We start from the raw sequence: 23404 nt of genomic DNA on the forward strand, positions 1-23404 counted from the left end.
ACTAGGTGTTGGACTCAGCTTAGTGACTGCCTCAGCCGCGTTTGCACTTGGGGAACCTGGGGTCCCACGGCGGGCAGGTCGGGACGTTCGGGGGTGGCTTGATGGTTGCCGGAGGCCCCGTCGGGATCACCGGGGGAGGAGTGACCGGTGGTGGGGTCGGCGTGGCCTTGCTGCCGTTGGAGATGAACAGGGTGATCACAGCGCCGGCCGGGGCGCCGTCCTCCTGGCGGGGGTTGGTCCAGGCGACGGTGCCGTTGGGGGCGTCGGAGTCGACGCGCGCGCCGTGGTCCATCTGGACCTTGAAGCCCATCGACAGCAGCTTGGCGGCGGCGTCGGCGGGGGTCATGCCCTTCAGGTACGGCAGATCCTTGACGTTGCCGCGGATGATCTTGTCGTCGGCCTTGACGAACTTCGTCGACGGCAGGCCCTGCAGCGCGAGCTGCATGGCGGTCTCCCAGATCGGACCCGCGGTGCCGGAACCGGATGCGTCGCTCAGCCGCTTCCCGTTCAAGGTCTGGCCGATCATGTTCTCGATCTTCGGGTCGGCGTCCGCGACCACGGACGCCGCCGCGAGCCGGGTCGAGTACCCGGCGAACCAGACTGCGAAGTTGTTCTGGATGGTACCGGTCTTGCCGGCCAGGTCGCTGTTGCCGAACTTCAGCTTCGCGCCGGTGCCGCCCGAGGCCATCACCTGCTGCAGCACGTAGTTCACGCCGTCCGCGACGCCCGGCGACAGCACCCGGTGGCAGTTCGGCCCCGGGGTCGGGATCTGCTTGCCGGTCTTGAGCGAGGTGATCGACGTGACCACCTGCGGGCTGCAGTACATGCCGCGGGCCGCGAACGTCGCGTACGCGTTGGACAGCATCAGCGGCGTCACCAGACCGGCCGAACCCAGCGTGTACGAGACCACCTGCTTGAGCGGTTTCAGCTCCTGGGCGTCGTACATGCCGAGCTGGTTCGCGATGGTGGCGATCGGGCAGAGGCCGATCTGCTGGGAAAGCTGCAGGAAGTACGTGTTGGTCGAGGCGCGGGCCGCGTCCACCATCGACGGGTCAAGGACGGTCTTGGTCGAGTTCTTCGGGGTGTAGGAGTCGGCTGAGGTCGGGCCGTTGCAGGTCTCGAAGTTCTTGCCGCTCAGGTCGATCGTCTGCGGTGACCGGATCCGGTACGTCGTCGGCACCCCGCGCGCGATCGCGGCGGCGATCGTGAACGCCTTCATCGTCGACCCGTTCTGGAATCCGCCGAAGCCGCCGGGGTAAGACTTCTCGACGTTGTAGTTGTACGCCGTCTGTCCCTTCTTCGAGCCGTACGGGCGGCTCTGCGCCATCGCCTTCACCAGGCCGGTGCCCGGTTCGACCATGGTGACCGCGCCGATCACGTCGTCGGTGGGCTTGGAGTGCTCCGCGATCGAGGTCTCGGCGGCCTTCTGCGCCTTCTCGTCCAGGGAGGTCTTGATCACCAGGCCGGACGTCTCGATGTAGTTCTCGCGCTCCTCCTTGGTCTTGCCGAACGCGTTGTTCTCCTTCAGCTTCGACACGACGTACTCGCAGAAGAACGGGTACTTCGAGTTCGCGCAGCCGCTCGGCACGACCCGGACCTTGGCCGGGTCGAGGACCGGGGTCTTGATCGCGTCCTGGGCCTGCTTGGCGGTGATGATGTTCAGTTCCTGCATCCGCCGCAGGACGACGTCGCGGCGGGCCTTGGCGCGCTTCGGGTTGTCGATCGGGTCGTAGCCGTTCGGGTTCTTCACGACCCCGGCGAGCATCGCGGCCTGCGGCAGGGTGAGCTTGGCGGCGTGGACGCCGAAGTAGTGCATGGCCGCGGCTTCGACGCCGTACGAGCGGTTGCCGAAGAAGGCCAGGTTCAGGTACCCGTTGAGGATCTGCCCCTTGGTCATCTGCTTCTCGACTGCGATGGCGTAGCGGAGCTCGGCGATCTTCCGCTCGTACGTGTCGGCGGTCGCGGTCTTGACCTCGTCCGGCGTCCGCGCCTTGTTGATCAGGGTCTGCTTCACGTACTGCTGGGTAATGCTCGAGCCGCCCTGCTGGACGCCGCCGGCCGACTGGTTCCGCAGCAGCGCCCGGAGCGTGCCCTTGAAGTCCAGTGCGCCGTGCTCGTAGAACCTGTCGTCCTCGATCGCGACGATCGCCTTCAGCATGATCGGGCTGATCTGCTTGAGCGTGACCGGGTTCCGGTTCTGCTGGTACAGGGTCGCAATGACCCGGCCCTCGGCGTCCTGGATGATCGAGTTCTGCGTCAGCGGTGCCGTCTCCAGGTCCTGTGGCAGGTACTGGACCGAGTCGTGTGCCTTCGCCGTGGTGACGCCGACCAGACCGGCGAACGGGAGGGCCAGTCCGGCGGTCAATGCTCCGGCCACCGCACTGGCCACCAGGAACACGAACACCGACCACACGACATTGGGCCGCTTGGCCCGCCGCTCGCCTCTGTGCATGGTTGGGCAGAGTACGTGAGGAGAGTGCTTTCCGGGAGACTCCTCGTTACGGAATTTACACATTAGCCCAACGATCTCACCTTCGGTGACCATCGCCTCACTGCGTGCCGACGTTTCGGGTGCTCAGCTGCCGCTCCAGACGACCACGTCGAAGGTCGCCCGGTAGCCCATACCGTACTGGTTGACCGGCAGCGCCCTGACCCGGAGCCGGGCGACGTTCCCCGCGCTGGTCTGCACGCAGAGCACGGCCGACTTCGACAGCGGTTGCTGGTCGTGGATGTCGCCCGCCTGGATCGTCGCGGCGCAGTCCTTGTACCCCGGCAGGCTGGGCGAGGCTCTTGCCCAGCGGGTGAGCAGGGTGCGGTTCATCGCCGACAGCTGCTGGTCGAGCAGCATGTACATGTCACCGTCGGACCCGGCGTCGCTCGCAGGCCCCGGCGGCGCGACGTCCAGGTCCTTCGCGTAGGTGTCGAGCAGCAACGAGCCCTGCCACAGCACCGTGCCCGCTGTAGAGGCCGGTAGCGGCGTCTCGACGGGCTGCGAGGCGGTTGGTGGGGTCGGCTGTGCTGTGGGCCTTGCGGACGTCTGAACAGTGGTTTGGACGGTCGTACGCACGGTGACGGGGACCGTGACGGGCACCGTGACCTGTGCAGGGCCTGGCGGTGACGTGACGGTCGGGCCTGCGATCTTGTCGTCGCCGGACGAGCCGAGGACCGGGACCAGCGCGGTGATCAGCGCGACGACGATGCTCGCACCGGCGGTGATCCAGGCGGCTTGCTGATGCCGCCCGAACCAGTTCTTTCCGTCGTTCGAGGACTCTGCGTCCGGTTCATCGTCAGCCACTCTGCAGTCGCCCCACTGCTCGTTCACGGAGGAGCTTCCGAGGCTAGCAGTCAGTGACGGTCCAACCGCCGTGAGTGCCGTGTCGCGTCAGGGCCGGATCAGCACCTTGAGCGCCGTACGGGCGTCCATCGCGGCGTACCCGTCCGGGATGCCGTCGAAGCCGACCGTACGGTCGAAGACCTTGCCCGGCTCGACCGTGCCGTCGAGGACACCCGGGAGCAGCCGCTCGATGTACGCCCGTGCCGGGGCGGGGCCGCCGGTCAACGTGACGTTCGGCCCGAACAGCGTGCCGAACCCGACCGGCGCCTCATCGTACTGCGGGACCCCGACCCGGCTGATCACCCCGCCCGCGCGGACGACGCCGAGGGCCTGCTCGTACGCCGGCATGTGCCCGACCGCCTCGAGGACGACGTGCGTCCCGTCGCCGCCGGTCAGCTCGCGGACCTTCTCGATCCCCGCCGTACCGCGTTCCGCCACCACGTCGGTCGCGCCGAACTCGACGCCGAGGTCGGTACGGTCCTTGTGCCGGCCCATCAGCACGATCCGCTCGGCGCCGAACTGCCGCGCCGCCAGTACGGCGAGCAGGCCGACCGCGCCGTCGCCGATCACGGTGACACTGGTCCGCGCGGACACGCCGCCCTTGAGCGCCGCGTGGTACCCGGTGCCGTACACGTCGGACAGCGTCAGCAGGGACGGCAGCAGCGCCTCGTCCGCGCCGCCCGGGACCTTCACGAGCGTCCCGTCCGCCAGCGGTACCCGTACCGCCTCCGCCTGGCCGCCGTCGACGCCGTTCGCGTTCCAGAACCCGCCGTGCCGGCAGGACGTCTGCAGGTCTTCCTGGCAGAAGTCACAGGTCCCGTCGGACCACGCGAACGGCGCGATCACGAAGTCGCCCTTCCGCAGCGTGCTGACGTCGCGCCCGACGTCCTCGACGACGCCGATGAACTCGTGTCCCATCGTCTTCCCGCCAGGCGTGTCCGGCAGGTTGTGGTACGGGTGCAGGTCGCTCCCGCACACGCAGGACCGCACCACCCGCACCACGGCATCAGTTGGTTGCTGGATCACCGGATCCGGTACGTCGATCACCCGCACGTCTCCGGCGCCGTACATGTAAGTCGCTCGCATGGCTCCAGTGAACGCGGTCCTTCACGGTCCTGGCAGTGCCTGTCGTTCCAGGTAACGCCAGTGCCTCCCTTGGCGCGGTGGTGGTCCGTAGTCTGGAGAGCATGGACCACCGGGCGGAGATCAAGGAGTTCCTCAGCTCCCGGCGTGCACGGCTCAGCCCCGAGCAGGCCGGCCTACCGGCGTACGGCGGCAACCGCCGCGTGAAGGGCCTGCGCCGCGAGGAGGTAGCGCTGCTCGCCGGCGTCTCCGTGGACTACTACGTCCGGCTGGAACGCGGAAACCTCGCGGGCGCCTCCGAGAGCGTGCTGGAGGCCCTGGTCCGCGCGTTGCAGCTGGACGACGCGGAGCGGGACCACCTGTTCGCCCTGGCCCGCGAGTCCGACGCCGCGCCGGTACGCCGACGTACCCCGACCAAAGGTGTCCGCCCCGCGCTGCAACAGGTGCTCGAGGCAATCACCGACGCCCCCGCGTGGATCCGCAACGCCCAGTTCGACATCCTCGCGGCGAACCAGCTGTCCCGCGCCCTCTACGCCTCCCTCTTCGCCGACCCCCACCCGAACACGGCCCGCTTCACGTTCCTCGACCCGGCCGCCCAGGAGTTCTTCGTCGACTGGGAACGAGCCGCCGACGACATCGCCGCCGTACTCCGCCTCCAAGCCGGCCACAACCCCCACGACAAGGCCCTCAGCGACCTGATCGGCGAACTCTCCACCCGCAGCGAAACCTTCCGCACCCGCTGGGCGGACCACAACGTCCGCTTCCACCGCTCCGGCCGCAAGAAACTCCACCACCCGGTCGTCGGCAACCTCGAAATCGACTTCGAAGCCATGGAATTCCCCTCCGACCCCGGCCTCACCATGGTCGTCTACACAGCCCCCGCCAACACCCCCACCGCCGACGCCCTCAAACTCCTCGCCAGCTGGGCAGCCACCAACTCACCTACTGGTTCGGGTGAGCACCTCCGGTAGATCGCCGAGGATGGTGAGGCGTTTGGTGGCTCGGGTGATGGCTACGTAGAGGTCTGAGAGACCTTGGTCGGAGTCGGTGAGGATGGTGGTGGGGTCGGCGATCAGGACCGCGTCGAACTCGAGGCCCTTGGACTGGGGGACGTCGAGGAGGGCGGTGGGGCCGTCGAGGACGGCGGGGTCGTGGGTGTGGGCCACGTCGGGGAGGGCGGCGGCGAACTCGTCGTAGCGGGAGGTCGGGACGATGACGGCCAGGCGGCCGTCGGTGATGGTGTCGCGTTCGGATGTGACGGTGGCGCGGACGGCGTCCAGGAGGGCGTCGGCGGGGATCGGGTCGAGGTACGGGTGGGTGCCGGTGTCGCGGACGGACGTGGGTGGTTGGAGGGTGGGGTCGATGGCGGCGAGGACGTCGGCCGCGACGGTCATGATCTCGGACGGGGTGCGGTAGTTGACGGTGAGTTCGGCGGTGCGCCAGCGGCGTGGGGCGTAGTGGTCGAGGAGTTCGGCCCAGGAGCGGACGCCCGCGGGCGAGCCGGTCTGGGCGATGTCGCCGACCAGGGTCATCGAGCGGCGCGGTGCGCGGCGCATCAGCATCCGCCAGTCCATCGCGGAGAGTTCCTGGGCCTCGTCGACGATCACGTGGCCGAACACCGACGTACGGTCGAATCCACGGTCGCCGTCGGGTGCCGGGTTCGCGAGTTGCTGGGTGCGTTGGGCGATCAGGTCGCGGAACTGCTCGATCTCCCAGGGCATGACCTCGATCCGCTCGGCGGTCAGCTCGATGTCGACGACGCCGCTCGCGTACTCCCGGTTCGCGTCCTCGGCAGCGGCCGCCTCGGTCGCCTGACGTTTGCGTCCGGCAACGATCTCCGCGGTGTCGCCGAGCAGCTCCGCGGCCTCGTCGAGCAGGGCGGCGTCCGCGGGCGTCCACTCCGCCGAGAGCGGCCGCAGTACGGCGGAACGCTCGGCCCCGGTGAGGTACGGCGCGGCGGTCGCGAGGCGGTCGTCCGACGAGAACAGGACCGAGACGAGCAGCTCCGGCGTCAGCTCGGGCCACAGCTGGTCCAGCAGTTCGAGGACGTGGTCGTCGTCGAACAGCTCCTGCTGGATGTCCTCGACGTCCGCGTCCCCGACGTACTGCTTGCCGATCCGCTGGACCACCTGGTTGGTGAGCGTCGTGAGGATCCGGCGGACGAACAGCGGCCGCGCCCGGTTGTGCAGCGGCTGCGCGGCGAGCGCGCCCTGCTGCGCCTTCCGGATCGCGTCCGGGCGCAGCACCAGCTCCTCGGAGTTCAGCTTCAGCCGGACCGGCTGGGCCGGCACGATCCGGAAGCCGGCGATCGCCCGCGCGATCACGTCGGCCATCGCGAGCTCCCCCTTGATCCGTGCGGCCTCGGCGGACTCCGGCGCGGTCGCGGTCACGCCCGGGAACAGCTCGCTCACGGTCGCGAGTACGACGTCGTTCTCGCCGAGCGAGGGGAGTACCTCGTCGATGTACCGCAGGAACGTGGTGTTCGGTCCGACGACGAGTACGCCGGTCCGCCCGAGCTGCTCGCGATGCGTGTAGAGCAGGTAGGCCGCGCGGTGCAACGCGACCACGGTCTTGCCGGTACCAGGACCGCCCTGGACGACCAGCACCCCGGGCAGACCGGAGCGGATGATCTCGTCCTGCTCGGACTGGATCGTCGCGACGATCTCGTTCATCCGGCCGGTCCGGCTCGCGCCGAGCGACGAGAGCAGCGCAGCCTCGCCGATCAGCGTGCTGCGTTCGTTGTCGCCGAGCGCGTCGACGTCCAGCAGGTCGTCGTCGACACCGACGACCGTACGGCCGTGCAGGCGGATGTGCCGCCGGCGCTTGACGCCGAGCGGCTCCGCCGACGTGGCCCGGTAGAACACCTGCGCGACCGGTGTCCGCCAGTCGATCAGCAGCGGATTGTAGTCGTCGTCGAACAGCCCGATCCGGCCGATGTGGAACCGTTCGCCGGCCGTCTCGTCGATCCGGCCGAAGCACAGCCCGCGTTCGACCGACGACAATTGTGCGAACCGTCCGGAATACAGTCGCGTGAAGGATTCCCGTTCCGAGGCGGCCTGATCGGTGCCCACGGTCTCCTCAACCTGGACCCGGCCGAGTTCGCCGCGGGCCTTTTCCCGCAGTACGTCGAGCCGCTCGTACATCGCGGTCACTTCCCCTTGCTCCACAGCGATCTCGTCTGCCAGCACCCCTGCCCCCGATCCGTTGTATTGCATTGTCCGAAAAGCTTTGATATTCTGTTCTTGGAAGCCCCGAGAGGGCTTCTTTTCATTTCCCGGCACAAATACCCCACGATACTTCACAGCGGACTGCCAGCCAAGCCCAAGCTGGTGCTCAGCGAGCGATCCGACACTGAGGTGTGTTCGCAATCCCTGTGCAGGAGCCGCTCGGGCAGCGGGCTCGCACGGACGGCGCCGTCCGGCTCGGGGCGCTGGCCGTTCTCTGGCTGAGCCTGCTGCTCGTCACGTACTGGTGGGTCGCCGGCGGCGGTGTCCAGGAGCTCCGCGGCTGGGCGACCGGGCTGACCTCGCTGGGGCGGCTGACCGGTCTCGGTGCCGCCGTACTTCTGCTGGCGCAGGTCGTGCTGATGGCCCGGGTACCGCTGCTGGAGGCCGCGTTCGGGCAGGACCGGCTGGCGCGGATCCATCGGATCACCGGGTTCACGTCGTTCAACCTGATGCTGGCGCACCTGGTCGCGATCACGTGGGGCTACGCGGAGGGGTCGCTGGGGAAGACTCCTGCGGAGCTGTGGGACCTCACGATCAACTACCCGGGCATGCTGCTCGCGGTCGGCGGGACCGTCGCGCTGTGCCTGAGCGTGCTGACCAGCATCCGCGCGGCCCGTCGACGCCTGCGGTACGAGTCCTGGCATCTCCTGCACCTGTACGCGTACCTCGGTGTCGGTCTCGCGATTCCGCACCAGCTCTGGACCGGGCAGGAGTTCCTCGGGTCTACCGGCCGCACCGTGTTCTGGTGGACCGCCTGGGCCGTCGCCGCGGCGACGGTGCTCGGCTACCGGATCGGCGTACCGGTCTGGCGGAACGTACGCCACCGGCTCCGGGTGACGGCCGTCGTACGGGAGACCGACGGGGTCATCTCGGTGTACGTCGGCGGGCACCACCTCGACCGGCTCCGTGCCGAGGCCGGGCAGTTCTTCTCGTGGCGTTTCCTCGACCGCCCCGGCTGGACCCGCGCGAACCCGTACTCGCTGTCGGCCGCCCCTGACGGACGCGGCCTGCGGATCACCGTGCAGGACGCCGGCGACGGCAGCGCGGCCCTCAGCTCGGTCAGGCCCGGTACGCGCGTCCTCGTCGAGGGACCGTACGGCCGGATGAGCCCGCGCGCTCGTACCCGTCGGAAGGTCGCGCTGATCGGCGCGGGCGTCGGCGTCACGCCGCTGCGGGCACTCGCGGAGGGGCTCGACTACGCGCCGGGCGACGCGGTACTCGTCCAGCGGTACACGGACCAGCCCTTGTTCCACGAGGAGTTCCAGACGCTGTGGCACGAGCGCGGGCTGTCCTTGCTGACACTGCCAGGCGCGCGCCGGCGGCCGGATTCGTGGTTCGGCGCCGGGGTCCCGGAGTACGACGACCTGACCGCGCTGCTGCACTGGATCCCGGACATCGCCGAGCGGGACGTGTACGTGTGCGGGCCCGGGCCGTGGACGGACCTCGTCCGGGCCACCCTCACGGCCGCCGGTCTGCCGGCCGAGCGGCTCCATCTCGAAACCTTCAAGTGGTGACCGCCGTGAAACGCATCGTGCTCTGGCTCCTCGGTACCGTCTCGGCGGTGGTCCTGATGTTCGGCTACCACACCTCCACCTCCGGCCCCGAGCCATCCGTGGGCCCGACCATCGGTGGCGGCGCCAACGAAACACCGGCAACGACGGCACCTGGCGCATCCACCGTCACCGGCAGCGTCGCGCAGACCCAGTGGGGACCCGTCCAGGTTCGGCTCACCGAGCAGGCCGGCAAGATCACCGCGGTCAACGTCGTCCAGTACCCGAACGGCAACCACCGCGACGCCGAGATCAACCAGTACGCACTCCCGATCCTGATCAACGAGACCGTCCAGGCCCAGAGCGCCCAGATCGACATGGTCAGCGGCGCGACCGTCACCAGCGACGGCTACATCCGTTCCCTGCAAAGCGCTTTGGACCAAGGAAGATGAAGCGGTACGTCGAGCACGTGATGGGCATGCCGATCAGCCTCGCCCTGCGCGGCCGGCACACCGACGACGATCGCGCCGTACGGGCATGGTCCGAGGTGCTCGACGTACTCCAGACTGCCGACCGGGTTTTCAGCACCTACCGGGCCGACTCGTACGTGTCCCGGCTGAATCGCGGCGCGCTGGCGCTCGCGGACTGCCCGCCCGAGGTCGCGGCGGTGCTCGCACTTGGCGAGCAGGCCCGGATCGAGTCCGGCGGCGCGTTCGACGTACGGCGGGACTCGCGGCTCGACCCGAGCGGCGTGGTGAAGGGCTGGGCGGTGGAACGCGCCGCGCGGAAGCTCGCGCAGTTGCCGGCCACGGACTACTGCCTCGGGGCTGGCGGTGACCTGACGTGCCGGGTCTCCGGGCCGGACTCGGAGGCGTGGCGGGTCGGGATCGAGGACCCGCTCGCCCCGGACAAGCTCGCGGCGGTGGTGCCGATCCGGAACGGCGCGATCGCCACGTCCGGCCTGCACCGCCGCGGCGGCCACATCACCGACGCCCGGACCGGCGTGACGCCGATCGTGCTGGCCTCGGTCACCGTCGTGCACCGGTCACTCACGCAGGCCGACATCGACGCGACCGCCGCGTTCGCGCTCGGCGCGGACGGGCTCGACTGGTTGCAGTCCCGGCCCGGACGCGCCGGGCTGGTGATCCTCGCAGACGGGACACGTGAGGTCTTCGGTAACAGCACCCGATGATCGCCCCCGCCGCGTTCGCCGTAGTGGCGCTCGCGTCGTGGGCGACCAGACCCCGGAACAGAAAGCTGCTAGCGGGAGAACCCTGCCGTCAGGCCGCTGAGCAGTTGCCGGCGGCTCACGGCGTACAGGATCACGATCGGTAGCGTGGTGAGGACGACGGAGGCGAGCACTGCCGGGACGTTCACGCTGTATTGGCCCTGGAACGTCCACAGTGCCAGTGGGAGTGTGCGCTTGTCGGGGCTTTGGGTGAGGATCAGCGGCAGCAGGAACCCGTTCCAGACGCCGAGGCCGTTGTAGATGCTGACGGTCACCAGTGCGGGCCGGGTGAGCGGCAGTGCGAGCGTGCGCATCATGCCCCACTCGGTCGCGCCGTCGACGCGCATCGACTCGAAGAGCTCCTTCGGTACGTCGCGGATGAAGTTCGCGAGCACCAGCACCGACAGCGGGATCGCGAACGCGATCGACGGCAGGATCAGCGCCAGCAGGCTGTCGTACAGGTGCATCCGGATGATCAGCAGGTACACCGGGATGATTGTTGCCTGCAACGGGATCGCCAGGCCCATCAGGAACAGGCCGTTGACGCCGGCAAGGAACCTGCTGCCGGCGCCGCGGATGATCGCGTACGCCGCCATGAACGAAATCCCGACCGCCGGGATGATCGTGCCCACGGTGACGATCACGCTGTTCAGGAAGTACCGCGGGAAGTCGGACTGGATGACCAGTTGGTAGTTGTTCGCGGTCGGCGCGGACGGCAGCGCGAACGGGTTCTGGCTGAAGTACGCGCTCTGGTCCTTGAAGCTGGTGACGACGATCCAGTACAGCGGGATCAGCACGATCGCCAGCCAGATCCAGCCGGCCAGGCCGCCGAACCAGTTCAGTTGCGTGAGCTTGCGAGCCTGCATCGGTCACGCACCTTCCTGCTGGCTGGCCGTCGTACTGCCGCCGAGGCGCCGCAGGATCAGTGCGAGCGCGAGGCCGAGCAGGACGATCATCGCGGCGATCACGCTCGCCGGACCCATCTGGTTGGACATGAAACCGCGCTTGTACATGTCGAGCGCGAGCACCCGGGTGGCGTCACCGGGACCGCCAGCGGTGAGGACGAAGATCAGGTCGAAGAACGTCAGCGACCCGACCACCATCAGCGTCGACGACGTGATGATCGTGTACTTCAGTTGCGGCACGGTGATGCTGAAGAACTGCCGGACCCGGCCGGCGCCGTCGATCGACGCCGCCTCGTACATCGTGGTCGGGATCTGCCGGACGCCGCCTTGGTAGATCAGCGAGTGGAACGGGATGAACTGCCAGGACACGATGAAGATCACCACGCCGATCGCGAGGTTGCTCCTGCCGAGCCAGTCCTGGGTGAGGAACCCGATCTTCAGGCCGGCGCCGAGCCCGAAGTTCGGGTCGAGCAGCGCCTTGTAGGTGATCGCGATCGCGGCCGAGCTGAGCAGCAGCGGGATGAAGTACAACACCGCGAGGAACGCGCGGTACCGCTGCCGGCCGGCCAGGAACGTGCCGAGCAGCAGGCTCATCGGCGTCTGCACGGCCCACGAGAGGATCATGATCTCGAAGGTCACCAGGATGCTGTGCGGCAGCTGCGAGTCGGTCAGCACGGTCTTCCAGTTGGAGAACCCGGCGGCGTGGATCGCGCCGAGCCCGTCCCACTGGGTGAAGCTCAGGACGAGTACGCCGACCAGCGGGACGACGCCGAACACGATGAACAACAGGAGTGCGGGCAGCACCATCCAGGCGACCGGACCGCTCCGCCCGACGCCTGAGGAGCCGGCGCGGGACGCAGCTGTGCGGCCGGTCGACGGTGCGACGGGCGGAGCGGTAGTTGTCACTGGCCAATCACCGCGTTCATGTTCGTCGCGAACTGCTGCGGGGAGATGGACAGCTGGAACAGCTTGGCGATGTTGTCGAGGAGGGTCTCGGCCTGGGTCGGGCTGAGCGCTTGGTCCCAGGACTGGGCGAAGTTCTTCGCGCCCGACGCGGTGTCGTAGATGAAGTTCAGCCAGGCGTTGTCGTTCTTGTCGGTGATCGAGGACAGCTTGTCCTTCGCGCTCTTCACGACCGGGATGTTGCCCGACTTCACCCAGGCGTCGATGGTGGCGTCGTCGAGGGTGTTGTTCGCGATGAACTTCTTCGCGGTCGCCTTGTCCGCGTCGCTGGCCTTGGACGAGATCGACATGTACTGACCGGGGTTGCCGACCGTGTCGCTCGGGTCGCCCTTGCCGCCGTCGACCGGCGGGAAGTTCATGTAGCCGAGGTGCCCGCCGGTCACGAAGTCGCCGCCGGAGGCCTTCATGCCGCCGTAGGTCCAGGCGCCGTGCAGCATCATCGCGGCCTTGCCGGTGTAGAGCAGGGCCTGGTCGGCGTTGGAGTCGGCGGTGATCGACGAGAAGCCCTTGATGAAGCCGTTCGCCTTGATCAGCTTCTGCATCTCCTCGAGCGCCTTGAGCGCGGACGGGTCGGACCAGCCGTCCTTCTTGCCGTCGAAGATGTTCTGGAAGACCTCACTGCCGCCGATCCGGTCGAACAGGAACTCCAGCCACATCATGTTGGTCCAGCGCGACTGGCCACCCAGCGAGAACGGGGCGATGCCCTTGTCGTTGAACTTCGGCACCAGGTCCAGGATGTCGCCCCAGGACTGCGGGGGCTGGGCGCCGATCTTCTCGAACGCGCGCTTGTCGTAGAACAGCACGATCGGCGTGACGGTCTCGCCCGGCACCGCGTAGATCTTGCCGTTGACGGTCGCCGCCGTGAAGGCGGACGGGAAGATCGAGTCCTTCAGCGCGGACTGCTCGGTGTTCAGCCAGTCGGTGAGGTCCTCGACCTGACCGGCTTCGACGTACGCCTTGAGGCCACCGCCGCCCCAGCCCCAGATCAGGGTCGGGCCCTGGCCGGCGCCGATCGCGGTCTTGATCTTGGCCTTGAACGCGTCGTTCTGGAACTCGGTCGTCTTGAGCTTGGTGTTCGGGTTGGCGTCGTTGAACCGCTTGACCTGCGCCTCGCGGATGGCCTGCTGCGGCTGGCCGGTGAGGAACCAGTACGTCGCACCGCTGCCGGCTCCGCCGCCGCCACCCGCACCGGTGGTGGAACCGGGGGTGCTGCTCGGGCCGGAGCTGCCGCAGGCCGCGAGGCCGGCGGCGAGCGCCCCACCGCCGACCAGGCCGAGGAAGGTACGTCGGGATGTCGTGTTGGGATCCACAGTGGTCTCCGTACTCCGTGCTGCCCCCACAGGTTGCGGAAGCACCTGCCGATATGACTTGTTTTCGAAACATAGATTTCGGGGAATGGGCTGTCAAGACTTGAACTAAGGACTTTTCCGGGTCACAGTGAGGTCACGCAATCGCCTGGTCATACAGGAGTTTCACAGCACCGAGCGACTGCGGCGGGGATGTTGGGCGATCCTCGAAAAGTTTTCGATAATTGCTCACCGAAACGAATGTTCATCAAGGGAGATTTTCTTGTCCATCTCGACCGAGCGGCCCTGGTCCGACCCGTCGCTGCCCGCCGCCGAGCGGGCCGGACTGCTGCTGGCCGCGATGACACTGGAGGAGAAGGTCGCGCAGCTCGGCAGCCGCTGGGCCGGCAACGACATGGCCGACCAGGAGCTCCCCGAGGACGAGACGATCAACGTCGCGCCGATGGAGGACGTGTTCTCGACCGGCGGTTCGCTGTCGCTGGAGGACGCGAGCCGGAACGGTCTCGGGCACCTCACCCGGGTCTGGGGCAGCTACCCGCAGTCGGTCGAGCAGGGTGTCGCGGAGGTGATCCGCCAGCACGAGGTCGTGCTCAAAGGGTCCCGGCTCGGCGTACCGGCGCTGGTGCACGAGGAGTGCCTGACCGGGTTCACGACGTACGGCGCGACCGTCTACCCGGCGTCGATCGCGTGGGGCGCGACGTTCGACCCGGAGCTGGTCGAGCGGATGGCGGCCGCGATCGGGCGGGACATGGCCGCGGTCGGCGTGCACCAGGGGTTGTCGCCGGTGCTCGACGTGGTGCGTGACTACCGGTGGGGCCGGGTCGAGGAGACGATGGGCGAAGACCCTTATCTGGTAGGGATTCTGGGGTCGGCGTACGTCCGTGGCCTGCAGAGCGCGGGCGTGCTCGCGACGCTGAAGCACCTCGCCGGGTACTCCGCCTCGCGCGCCGGCCGGAACCACGGGCCGGTGTCGATGGGACGGCGCGAACTGCTGGACATCATCCTGCCGACGTTCGAGACCGCGATCGCGACGGCCGGCGCCGGGTCGGTGATGAGCTCGTACGCCGACCTCGACGGACTGCCCGCGGGCGCGGACCCGTGGCTGTTCACCGACGTACTGCGGGAGGACTGGGGGTTCGAGGGAACGGTCGTCTCGGACTACTGGGCGGTCCCGTTCCTGGCGTCGATGCACCACGTCGCGGCGGACGACGCCGACGCGGGCGCGCTCGCGCTGACCGCCGGCACGGACGTCGAACTGCCGGACACGATCGGGTACGCCGGGCTCGTCGCGAAGGTCCGCTCCGGCGAAATCTCCGAGGACCTGATCGACCGAGCAGCAACACGTGTCCTGCGGCAAAAGGCCGAACTAGGTCTCCTCGACGCCGACTGGACTCCCCAATCCTCGGTGAGCGACAAGCCGATCGACCTGGACTCGGAACAGAACAGGGCCATCGGTGCCGAGCTGGCCGAGAAGTCGATCGTTCTCCTCGACGCAGGCACCGCGCTCCCACTCACCAACCGTGCGAAGGTGGCTGTGGTCGGCCCGTGCGCCGACGACCCGCGGACGCTGATGGGTTGCTACGCGTTCCCGAACCATGTGCTGCCGCGGTATCCCGAGCGTGGACTGGGCATCACGATCCCGTCGCCACTTGATGCCCTGCGCAACGAGTTGGGAGGGGTGGAGTATGCGCGGGGATGTGGTGTGACGGGGGACGATCGCTCCGGGTTCGAGCAGGCTGTGGCGGTGGCCCAGGACTGTGACGTGGTGGTTGCGTTCGTTGGTGATCTGTCCGGGTTGTTTGGGCATGGGACCTCCGGAGAAGGGTGTGACGCGGAGGATCTGCGGCTGCCTGGTGTGCAGGGGGAGCTGGTTGACGCGTTGCTCGATACCGGGAAGCCGGTTGTCCTGGTCGTGGTGTCGGGTCGGCCCTACGCGCTGGGTGCGTACGCGGACCGGCTGGCCGGGTTGGTGCAGGCGTTCATCCCGGGCCAGGAAGGTGCCGCGGCGATCGCGGGCGTGCTGAGCGGGCGGATCGTGCCGAGCGGCAAGCTGCCGGTACAGATCCCGCGGCACGTCGGTGGGCAGCCCGGTACGTACCTGCAGCCCGCGCTCGGCAGTGTCGAGAGCGCCGGGATCAGCGGGCTGGAGACGCGGCCGCTGTACCCGTTCGGGTACGGCGCGTCGTACACGAGCTTCTCCGTCGGCGACCTGCGGCTGAGCGCGTCCGAGATCGGCAGCGACGGCGAGTTCACCGCGACCGTGCGGGTCGGGAACACCGGTGATCGCGCCGGTGCCGAGGTCGTGCAGTTGTACCTGCGGGACCTGGTCGCCCAGGTCGCGCGGCCGTTGAAGCTGCTGACCGGGTTCGCCCGGGTGTCGCTGGAGCCGGGGCAGGCGGCCGAGGTCACGTTCCGCGTGCACGCCGATCGCACGGCGTACACGGCTCCGGATCTGCGGCGGATCGTCGAGCCGGGAGAGTTCGACGTGATGGTGGGCACGTCTGCCCTGGACCTGCCGTGTCGTGCGATGCTGCGAATGACTGGGGATGTGAGGGTGGTGGGGCACGACCGGGTCCTGACGACGCCGGTGACGATCAGCGCGGACCCAGGAGGAGGGTGACGACATGTCGCGGTTGAAGGGACGCGTCACCCTGGCCACCGTGGCGGGGTCGGCCGGTGTCTCGATCGCCACGGTCTCCAAGGTGCTGAACGGGCGCAGCGACGTCTCCCCGGCCACCCGGGCCCGCGTCCAGGACGTGCTTGAGAAGCACGGGTACGTCGGACGCCGCCCGGAGCCGGTGCAGCGCGACACGGTCGAGCTGTTCTACCAGGGCGTCGTCAACGCGTACTCGGTCGAGGTGATCCAGGGTGTGGTCGAGGCCGGCCAGGCGGCCGGCGTCGACGTCGTGCTGAACTCGCGGCCGAAGCATCCGCCGTCGACAGGCGCCGCCCCGGGCCGGGCCGCGACCTGGATCCGGCAACTGATCGCGAACGACCGCCGGGCCGCCATCGGCCTCACCAGCGAGCTGTCCGAGGCCGACCTGGCGGCGCTGTCCCGGGCCCGGGTGCCGATGGTGGTGATCGACCCGGCGAACACCCCGGAGCCGGACGTGACGAGTGTCGGCTCGACGAACTTCGCCGGCGGGATGGCCGCGGCCCAGCACCTGCTGTCGCTCGGGCACCGGCGGATCGCGTACATCGGCGGCCCGCCGACGTCGCGCTGCAACCAGGCCCGGATGAGCGGCTACCGGAACGCGATGGAGTCGGTCGGCGCCGGCATCCCGCCGGAGTACATCTGGCTCAGCGACTTCCTGTACGACGACGGCGTGGCCGGCGGGTCCGCGATGCTCGACCTGCCGGACCGGCCGACCGCCATCTTCGCCGGCAGCGACGAGGTGGCGCTCGGCGTGCTCGAGGCGGCCCGGGCGCGCGGCCTGCGGGTGCCGGAGGAGCTCAGCCTGGTCGGCTTCGACGACACCGAGGTCGCCCGGCTCGCGTCGCCGCCGCTCACCACGGTCCGCCAGCCGCTGCGCGAGATGGGCGCGGTCGCACTCCGGACCGCGTTGCAGCTGGCCGCGGGGGAGCCGGTCGCGTCGCACCACGTCGAACTCGCGACCTCGCTGATCGTCCGCGGCTCAGCCACCCACCACGGCCTGTCGTCGATCGCGGCCTCCTGACTACTCCTTCCGGTCGGACACCGTCCGCACCACGAGGACGGCGGCGACCAGGACGGCCAGGCACAGCGCCGCGAGCAGCGTCGTCGGTACGGCGTTCGCGGTCGCGGACCTGTCGTCGGACAGCACCTTCATCAGCGCACTGACCGGCGAGATCCGGCGCACCGTCATCAGCAGGATCAGCGTCGCCGCGGTCAGCATCGCGATCCCGATCCGGCGGATCAGCAGCCGCGAGCACACGACGCCGATCGCGATCCCGATCATCGCGGACGCGAGCATCGCGAGCGCCCCGACGAGTACGTCGCCGGCGGTCGCGTGATGATCGCCGGTGACCAGCGGGCAGATCAGCCCGAACAGCACCAGCGGCACGCACCACGTGACCACCACCGCGATCGTGACCGCGAGGACACGCAGCGAGCTGCCGACCGTGACCAGCGTGATCTGACGTTGCGTCGCGTCCTCGTGGTTGACGATCGCGACCGTCAGCCAGGTCGAGCAGACGAGCATCACCAGCACGCCGAACGCGTACGACGACTGCAGCGGGCCGTTGTCGGACGCCGTACCGACGGCGAGCGCGCCGAAGAAGATCAGCATCGGCGGGAGGTAACGCTGGGAGAGCAGGACGTTGTGCATCAGGTACCGGTACAGGGCCGCCATCTGGGCCGTCATCGCAGCCGCCGTACGGTCGTGACCGACCAGCCGTGGTTCAACGCGGTCAGCAGCGCGGCGTCGTGCCGGCCGGTCGGCAGCGTCAGCGTGATGTGACCGTTCTGCCGCTGTACGTCGAGGACGTCGGGGTGCTGTGCCCAGTCGATCTCCGCGCCCGGAACCAACGAGACCTCCGTCAGGCTGAGCTGCTGTTCCGTTGTCGTGAGCCGGCCGTGCTTGAGCTCGCAGACGCGGGTCGCGGTGGTACGGACGGTCTCGGCGGAGTGCTCGGTGAATGCGACGGCGGCGCCCTGCTCGGCGGTCTCGGTCAACAGTTCGCGCAAGGTCGTGTGCGCGGTGGCGTCGAGACCGGACCACGGCTCGTCGAGCACCAGGAGCTGCGGCGGTTCGAGCAGTGCCTGGGCGAGCGCTACCTTCTGCGCGTTACCCTTCGACAGCTTGCGCATCGGGGTGTCCGCGCCGCCCGACAGCGCGAGCCGCTCCAGCAGTTCGTGCGAGCGCTCGCGGGCAGCCTGCGCGCTGAGCCCGCGGATCCGCCCGACGTGCATCAGGTACGTCGCGGCCGACAGCCGATCGTGTGACCCGAACACGTCCGGGACGTAGCCGACCACGCGGGCGTCCCGCTCGACCGAGCCGGCCGACGGGTGCGAGAGGCCGACCATCAACCGCAGTACGGTCGACTTGCCGGAGCCGTTCGCGCCGATCAGCGCGACCAGTTCACCCGCGTTCAGGTGCAGGTCGACGCCGGTCAGGATCTCCCGCCGTCCGTACCGTTTGGAGACCTCCCGCAACCGCACCACGTCCATGCAGCGAGCTTAGAGGGCGGGTCAGGGCAAGCGAGACGAGCAGTGAAGCCGCGGCGCACACAGTCATCGCCGGTGCGGGTGTGGTCAGGTCGGCGAGGGCGCCGGCGAGGATCGCGACCACGCCGAACGTCGTCATCCGCAGCGCCGACTCCAGCCCGAGGACCTGCCCGCGCAGCTCCGGCGGGGTGAGGTCCACGAGCAACTCCTGCTGGGCCAGCGAAGCGGAGTACCCGCTGCTGCCGATCGCGACCAGTACGCAGAGCACCGCGAGCGGCAGGTCGAACGCGAACGCGAGGAACGGTACGGCGAGCACCAGCCGCAGCACCCGTGCCGCGATCCGGCGGCCGTTCCGGGTCAGGAAGCGCCCGACGACGAGGTCGCCCGTCATCATCCCGGCCGCCCCGGCGGCGAGCAGCCAGCCCGCGCGCGAACCGGCGTACGGAACGAACAACGCCTCGCACCCGACGACCAGGCCGTTCGGGATCGCCAGCGCGACGAACAACGGGCGGGTACGCCGGTCCGCGAGCAGCGTGCGGTTGCCGCGCCAGATCTCCGCGAGACCGGTCCGCGCGACCCGCCGCGGCGGGCGGTCCCGGAGCCCGAACCGGTTGGCCGGTACGGCGACCGCCGAGAACCCGACGGCGATCCACAGGACGGTCGACGGGCTGAGCGTCTGCAGCAGGAGGCCGGCGATCCCGAACCCCGCGATCTGCATCGCGCCGACCGACAGGTTGATCGCCGACCGGCCGAGCACGAACTGCCGCTCATCGACCACCTCGCTCAGCAGACCCCAGCGCGCGCCGGAGCCGATCGACAACCCGTACGCCAGCGCGAGCGCGAGCACCAGCCTGGCACCGGGCGGCAGGTTGAAGGCGGCCTGCGCCGCGACCTCGACAGTCGCGAGCAGGCTCAGCAAGGTGAGCACCTGCCGCGGCCGTGCGGTGTCCGCCGCCGACATCAGCGTCGAGAGACCGAGTACCTGCGCGAGCGACGGGCCGAACATGATCATCGCGGACAGCAGCGCCGACCCGGTCGCGGTGTCGACCATCAGCGCGAGCGTCAGGCTGGTCATCGTCGCGGACGCGTTGCTCAGCGCGCTCCCGATCCACAGGTTCCGGAACTCGGCGTTGGCGAAGATCGCCCGGTAGGTGCCCATGGTGTGCAGGATCGACGCCCTGCTCGTTGCCGCCTACAGTTTCGGGTGGAGGCGAAACGTTGTCCGAATTCCTGGTCGATGCCGACACGCTTGTGAACGCGCGGTTCGGTACGTCGCAACTTACCGAGACGGTGGCCGCGCTGAAGCTGCTGCGCGCGCCGGTCGAGCCGTGGTTCCGGCCGTGGAAGGACGCGCACGTGGCGGCGTTCCGGGCGGTGCTCGACGCGCACCCGTTGTGGGCGGCGTTGCTCGACAGCGCGTTCGGGGTGAGCTGGGCCGCGGACTTCCTGACCGTGCCGCCGCTCGAGCCGGACCTCACGTTGGAGGCGGAGCTCGCGTACCTGACGTCACTCGACGACGACCACATCCGCGCGGACCTCAGCGTCGTACGGACGCCGTTGCCGGCCGTGATCCAGGAGACGTCCGGGTTGTCCGAGGCGGCGGCGGAGCTGCTGCGCTGGGTGTGGACGGAGACGGTCGAGCCCGACTGGCCGCGGCGGTTGCGGGTGCTGCAGGCCGACGTCGTGTCCCGTACGGCGCGGCTCAGCGAGCAGGGGTGGTCCGGCGTACTGCGCGGACTTGGCCCGGACGTGCGGTGGCTCGGCGACGGGCGGATCCAGGTGAACCGCTGGGACTACCCGCCGACCGACGTCCGCGGGCGGGACCTGATGTTCATCGCGGCGCACACGCAGCGCGTCAACGTGAGCTGGCGGCTACCGGACCGCTTCGCGTTGACGTACCCGGTGACCGGCATCTTCGCGCCGACCGAGACGCCGGACGAGCCGTTGGTGCAGCTGCTCGGCCGCAACCGTGCGCTGATCCTGGCCGAGGCGGCCGCGCCGGTCAGTACGACGTTGCTCGCGGCAACGACCGGGCTGTCGCTCGCGACCATCTCCGACCACCTGCGGGTGCTGACCGATGCCGGTCTGCTGGAGCGCCGGCGCTCTGGACGGTCGGTGCTGTACTGGCAGTCCGACACCGGCCGCCGCGTCGTACGACGGCCGGCATCGAACCCTCCCGAGCCCCGTTGAGCTCGTGCAGCCGGGCAGCTAACGGACCTGAAGCTCCGTGGAGAGCGGCAGGTCCGAAACCGACGAGCCGGCTCGGATCGTGAAAGCACCTGGCTCGGTCATCCAACCGTTGTCCCAGTGCTCGAGGGTGTGCTCGTGCAGGTTGACGGTGATCTCCCGGGCTTGTCCGGCGTCCAGCCGTACGACGGCGAACCCGGCGAGCCAGCGCACCGGGCGGTCGACCGCGCTGTCCGGGCGCTCGACGTACACCTGGATGACATGCTTGCCGGCGCGGTCGCCCGTGTTGCGGACCGTCAGCGCGACCGACGACGGGTCGTTGGCGCGCAGGGCGGACAGCTCCCAGGTGGTGTACCCGAGCCCGTGGCCGAACTCGTACGCCGGCTCGGTCCCCGCCTTGAGCCAGGCGCGGTACCCGATGTGGATGCCCTCGTCGTACCGCACGACGCCGTTGTCCGGCGTGACGTTGATGACCGGTACGTCGGCCTCCGTGCGCGGCCAGGTGGTGGGGAGGCGGCCGCCCGGCTCGGTCCGGCCGAGCAGCACGTCGGCGAGCGCGTCGCCGTACTCCTGACCGCCGAAGTACGTCACCAGCACCGCGGCGACGTCGTCCCGCCAGGGGAGGAGGACGGGGGAGCCCGCGTTGACGACCACGACCGTACGCGGGTTCGCGGCCGCGACGGCGCGGACCAGATCGTCCTGCCGGCCGGGCAGCGCGAGGCCGGTGCGGTCGTACCCCTCGGACTCGACCTTCGAGTTGGTGCCGACGACAACGAGTGCGACGTCGGCGTCCTGGGCGGCGGCGACGGCCTCGTCGATCAGCGCCTGCGGGTCGTCGTTGGCCGGCTCGACGCCGACCGTGACGCTCAGGGCGTTGCTCAGGCCGCCCTCCACCTTGGGCAGATCCAGCTCGATCCGTACGTCGACCGGCGTACCGGCGGTGACGTCGAGCGGGGTCGAGATCGACGGCGGGGAGAGCAGCGCGGCGCCCAGGTCGGTGCCGACCGGTACGGCGGTGTCCTCGCGGAGGAGCTTGCCGTCGGCAAAGATCCGGCCGTGGCCGACCGACGCGAAGCCGAGGTTGACCGGGCCGGACTCGGCCGGCGTCCAAGTGGTGCGGAACTCGAAGACCGCGGTGTCGCCGATCGGCGCGTTGCCGCCGAGGTACACGAGCCCGCTGGAGAACCGGTCCTCGGCGAACAACTCCGCACCGTCCGCCGCCAGGAACCGCACCCGGGCACCCTGCCCACCGGTCTGCGGGTTCGTCATCGTACCGAGCGGCAACTCCGCGACACCTTCCTGCACAACCGCACCGATCGAGTAGCTGACGTCCGCGCCAGGAAGCGCCGCCCGAATCCCATCAAGCGGCGAGACAACCTTGTCCGGGATCACAGTCGCACTCCCACCACCCTGCGTCCGAGCATCCCGAGCGTTATGCCCGATCACAGCAACCCTCGCAAGCTGGTCCACCCGCCAAGGCAACTCACCCTGCCCAGCGCCCGCCGGTGCGCCCGGCCCCTCGCCCGGCTCTCCCTGAGTGGCACCTGTTTGCTCGTCGGTGCGCTTGTTGGAGAGCAGGACGGTGCCTTCGGTTGCCGCGATTCGGGCGAAGGCTGGTCCGTCCACCTGCGGCGGGTCGGCCGGCTTGGCAGTGCCTTCCAGCGCGCCTACGCGGGCAGCCAGCGCGAGGATGCGGCGTACCTTCCGGTCGATCGCGTCTTCCTTGACCTCGCCGGAGCGGACCGCCGCGACCAGGGCGTCGCCCCAGGCGCCGATCGGGCCGGGCATTGCCAGGTCCTGCGAGTGCTTGGCGCTCTCGACGCTGCGCACGGCGGTCCAGTCGCTCACGACCACGCCGTCGAAACCCCAGTCGGTGTTCAGCGGGGTCTCGAGCAGGTCGTTCTCGGACGCGGTCGCGCCGTTGATCGAGTTGTAGGCGCTCATCACCAGCCACGCCTTCGACTCGGTGACGGCCTTCTCGAACGCGAGCAGGTACACCTCGCGGAGCGTGCGCTCGTCGACCTCGACGTTCGCGGTGAAGCGGTCGGTCTCGAAGTCGTTCGCGACGTAGTGCTTCGGCGTGGCGCCGACGCCGAGCTCCTGAACGCCGGCGACGTACGCGGCGGCGAGGTCCGCGGTCAGCACCGGATCCTCGCTGAACGCCTCGAAGTGCCGGCCGCCCAGGGGCGATCGGTGGAGATTGATGGTCGGGCCGAGTACGACGTCGACGTTCTTGCGGCGGGCCTCGAGCGCCGACACGACGCCGTACCGGTGGGCGATCCCGACGTCCCACGACGAGGAGAGCGCGGTGGCGGACGGGAGGTTCAGCGACGGGTCGCGCTCGTCCCAGACCGGGCCGCGGACGCCGCTCGGGCCGTCGGACAGCACCATCGAGCGGAGGCCGATCGACGGCAGCGCATGGGTGGACCAGAAGTCCTGGCCGGTGAGGATCCGGACCTTCTCCTCCAGGGAGAGCCGGCCGAGCAGGTCGTCGAAGTTCATGGCGAGAATGCTACGACCGAAAACCGAGTGAT

At 69.2% G+C, this 23404-nt stretch carries 18 protein-coding genes; 7 read left to right on the top strand and 11 right to left on the bottom strand.

Annotated features, from left to right (window positions below; all coding sequences use genetic code 11):
• Positions 1-31: 31 nt before the first annotated feature.
• The 3 genes from ACFV9C_RS31845 to ACFV9C_RS31855 form a co-directional block, all read right to left on the bottom strand.
• Entirely contained in the window at positions 32-2452 is a 2421-nt protein-coding gene (locus ACFV9C_RS31845) for a penicillin-binding protein (protein ID WP_380199251.1), read from the bottom strand.
• A gap of 123 nt (positions 2453-2575) precedes the next feature.
• Positions 2576-3295 (bottom strand): hypothetical protein, encoded by a 720-nt coding sequence (locus ACFV9C_RS31850; RefSeq protein ID WP_380199252.1) that lies wholly within the window; start codon positions 3293-3295, stop codon positions 2576-2578.
• An 87-nt stretch (positions 3296-3382) separates the two neighbouring features.
• On the bottom strand, positions 3383-4420 hold the full coding sequence (locus ACFV9C_RS31855) for a zinc-binding dehydrogenase (protein ID WP_380199253.1): 1038 nt from the start codon (positions 4418-4420) through the stop codon (positions 3383-3385).
• 101 nt (positions 4421-4521) lie between these two features.
• Here ACFV9C_RS31855 and ACFV9C_RS31860 point away from each other — a divergent pair, with 101 nt between their 5' ends.
• On the top strand, positions 4522-5388 hold the full coding sequence (locus ACFV9C_RS31860) for a helix-turn-helix transcriptional regulator (protein ID WP_380199254.1): 867 nt from the start codon (positions 4522-4524) through the stop codon (positions 5386-5388).
• Here ACFV9C_RS31860 and ACFV9C_RS31865 read toward each other — a convergent pair.
• Positions 5356-7584 carry a HelD family protein gene (locus ACFV9C_RS31865; protein WP_380199255.1) on the bottom strand — a complete coding sequence of 743 codons (2229 nt, stop codon included), beginning with the start codon at positions 7582-7584 and terminating at the stop codon, positions 5356-5358. The two genes, ACFV9C_RS31860 and ACFV9C_RS31865, sit on opposite strands and share 33 nt — an antisense overlap.
• Positions 7585-7775: 191 nt before the next feature.
• On the opposite strand from ACFV9C_RS31865, the gene ACFV9C_RS31870 reads away from it, so the two are divergent.
• From ACFV9C_RS31870 to ACFV9C_RS31880, 3 genes are read left to right on the top strand one after another with little or no spacing between them, the layout of a single operon-like run.
• Complete coding sequence (locus tag ACFV9C_RS31870; RefSeq protein WP_380199256.1) at positions 7776-9158, top strand: ferric reductase-like transmembrane domain-containing protein; 1383 nt, start codon at positions 7776-7778, stop codon at positions 9156-9158.
• A 5-nt stretch (positions 9159-9163) separates the two neighbouring features.
• Complete coding sequence (locus tag ACFV9C_RS31875; protein WP_380199257.1) at positions 9164-9586, top strand: FMN-binding protein; 423 nt, start codon at positions 9164-9166, stop codon at positions 9584-9586.
• Positions 9583-10326 carry an FAD:protein FMN transferase gene (locus ACFV9C_RS31880; RefSeq protein WP_380199258.1) on the top strand — a complete coding sequence of 248 codons (744 nt, stop codon included), beginning with the start codon at positions 9583-9585 and terminating at the stop codon, positions 10324-10326. The genes ACFV9C_RS31875 and ACFV9C_RS31880 overlap by 4 nt, the downstream gene beginning before the upstream one ends.
• A gap of 68 nt (positions 10327-10394) precedes the next feature.
• On the opposite strand, the gene ACFV9C_RS31885 is transcribed toward ACFV9C_RS31880, so the two are convergent.
• The 3 genes from ACFV9C_RS31885 to ACFV9C_RS31895 are packed head-to-tail and all read right to left on the bottom strand — an operon-like array spanning position 10395 to position 13540.
• On the bottom strand, positions 10395-11228 hold the full coding sequence (locus ACFV9C_RS31885; RefSeq protein ID WP_380199259.1) for a carbohydrate ABC transporter permease: 834 nt from the start codon (positions 11226-11228) through the stop codon (positions 10395-10397).
• 3 nt (positions 11229-11231) lie between these two features.
• Positions 11232-12173 (bottom strand): carbohydrate ABC transporter permease, encoded by a 942-nt coding sequence (locus ACFV9C_RS31890; RefSeq protein WP_380199260.1) that lies wholly within the window; start codon positions 12171-12173, stop codon positions 11232-11234.
• Entirely contained in the window at positions 12170-13540 is a 1371-nt protein-coding gene (locus ACFV9C_RS31895; RefSeq protein WP_380199261.1) for an extracellular solute-binding protein, read from the bottom strand. The genes ACFV9C_RS31890 and ACFV9C_RS31895 overlap by 4 nt, the downstream gene beginning before the upstream one ends.
• A gap of 259 nt (positions 13541-13799) precedes the next feature.
• Here ACFV9C_RS31895 and ACFV9C_RS31900 point away from each other — a divergent pair, with 259 nt between their 5' ends.
• The gene (locus ACFV9C_RS31900) at positions 13800-16157 is read left to right on the top strand and encodes a glycoside hydrolase family 3 N-terminal domain-containing protein (protein ID WP_380199262.1); all 2358 of its coding nucleotides are present in this window, start codon (positions 13800-13802) and stop codon (positions 16155-16157) included.
• A 4-nt stretch (positions 16158-16161) separates the two neighbouring features.
• On the top strand, positions 16162-17214 hold the full coding sequence (locus ACFV9C_RS31905) for a LacI family DNA-binding transcriptional regulator (RefSeq protein ID WP_380199263.1): 1053 nt from the start codon (positions 16162-16164) through the stop codon (positions 17212-17214).
• Here ACFV9C_RS31905 and ACFV9C_RS31910 read toward each other — a convergent pair whose 3' ends face one another.
• The 3 genes from ACFV9C_RS31910 to ACFV9C_RS31920 are packed head-to-tail and all read right to left on the bottom strand — an operon-like array spanning position 17215 to position 19842.
• Positions 17215-17880, bottom strand: coding sequence for a hypothetical protein (locus tag ACFV9C_RS31910; RefSeq protein ID WP_380199264.1), 666 nt, complete (start codon positions 17878-17880; stop codon positions 17215-17217). It lies immediately after the preceding gene.
• The gene (locus tag ACFV9C_RS31915) at positions 17877-18686 is read right to left on the bottom strand and encodes an ATP-binding cassette domain-containing protein (protein WP_380199265.1); all 810 of its coding nucleotides are present in this window, start codon (positions 18684-18686) and stop codon (positions 17877-17879) included. Before ACFV9C_RS31915 ends, ACFV9C_RS31910 begins: the two co-directional genes overlap by 4 nt.
• The gene (locus ACFV9C_RS31920) at positions 18598-19842 is read right to left on the bottom strand and encodes a hypothetical protein (RefSeq protein ID WP_380199266.1); all 1245 of its coding nucleotides are present in this window, start codon (positions 19840-19842) and stop codon (positions 18598-18600) included. Before ACFV9C_RS31920 ends, ACFV9C_RS31915 begins: the two co-directional genes overlap by 89 nt.
• A gap of 59 nt (positions 19843-19901) precedes the next feature.
• Between ACFV9C_RS31920 and ACFV9C_RS31925 the strand changes: the two genes are divergently transcribed.
• Positions 19902-20873: an ArsR/SmtB family transcription factor gene (locus ACFV9C_RS31925; protein ID WP_380199267.1), complete on the top strand. Its 972-nt coding sequence runs from the start codon at positions 19902-19904 to the stop codon at positions 20871-20873.
• An 18-nt stretch (positions 20874-20891) separates the two neighbouring features.
• On the opposite strand, the gene ACFV9C_RS31930 is transcribed toward ACFV9C_RS31925, so the two are convergent.
• Positions 20892-23372, bottom strand: a complete 2481-nt coding sequence (locus ACFV9C_RS31930; protein WP_380199268.1) for a beta-glucosidase — start codon at positions 23370-23372, stop codon at positions 20892-20894.
• Positions 23373-23404 lie beyond the last annotated feature (32 nt).

This window comes from Kribbella sp. NPDC059898, assembly GCF_042730855.1.
In the GTDB taxonomy this organism is placed as follows: domain Bacteria; phylum Actinomycetota; class Actinomycetes; order Propionibacteriales; family Kribbellaceae; genus Kribbella.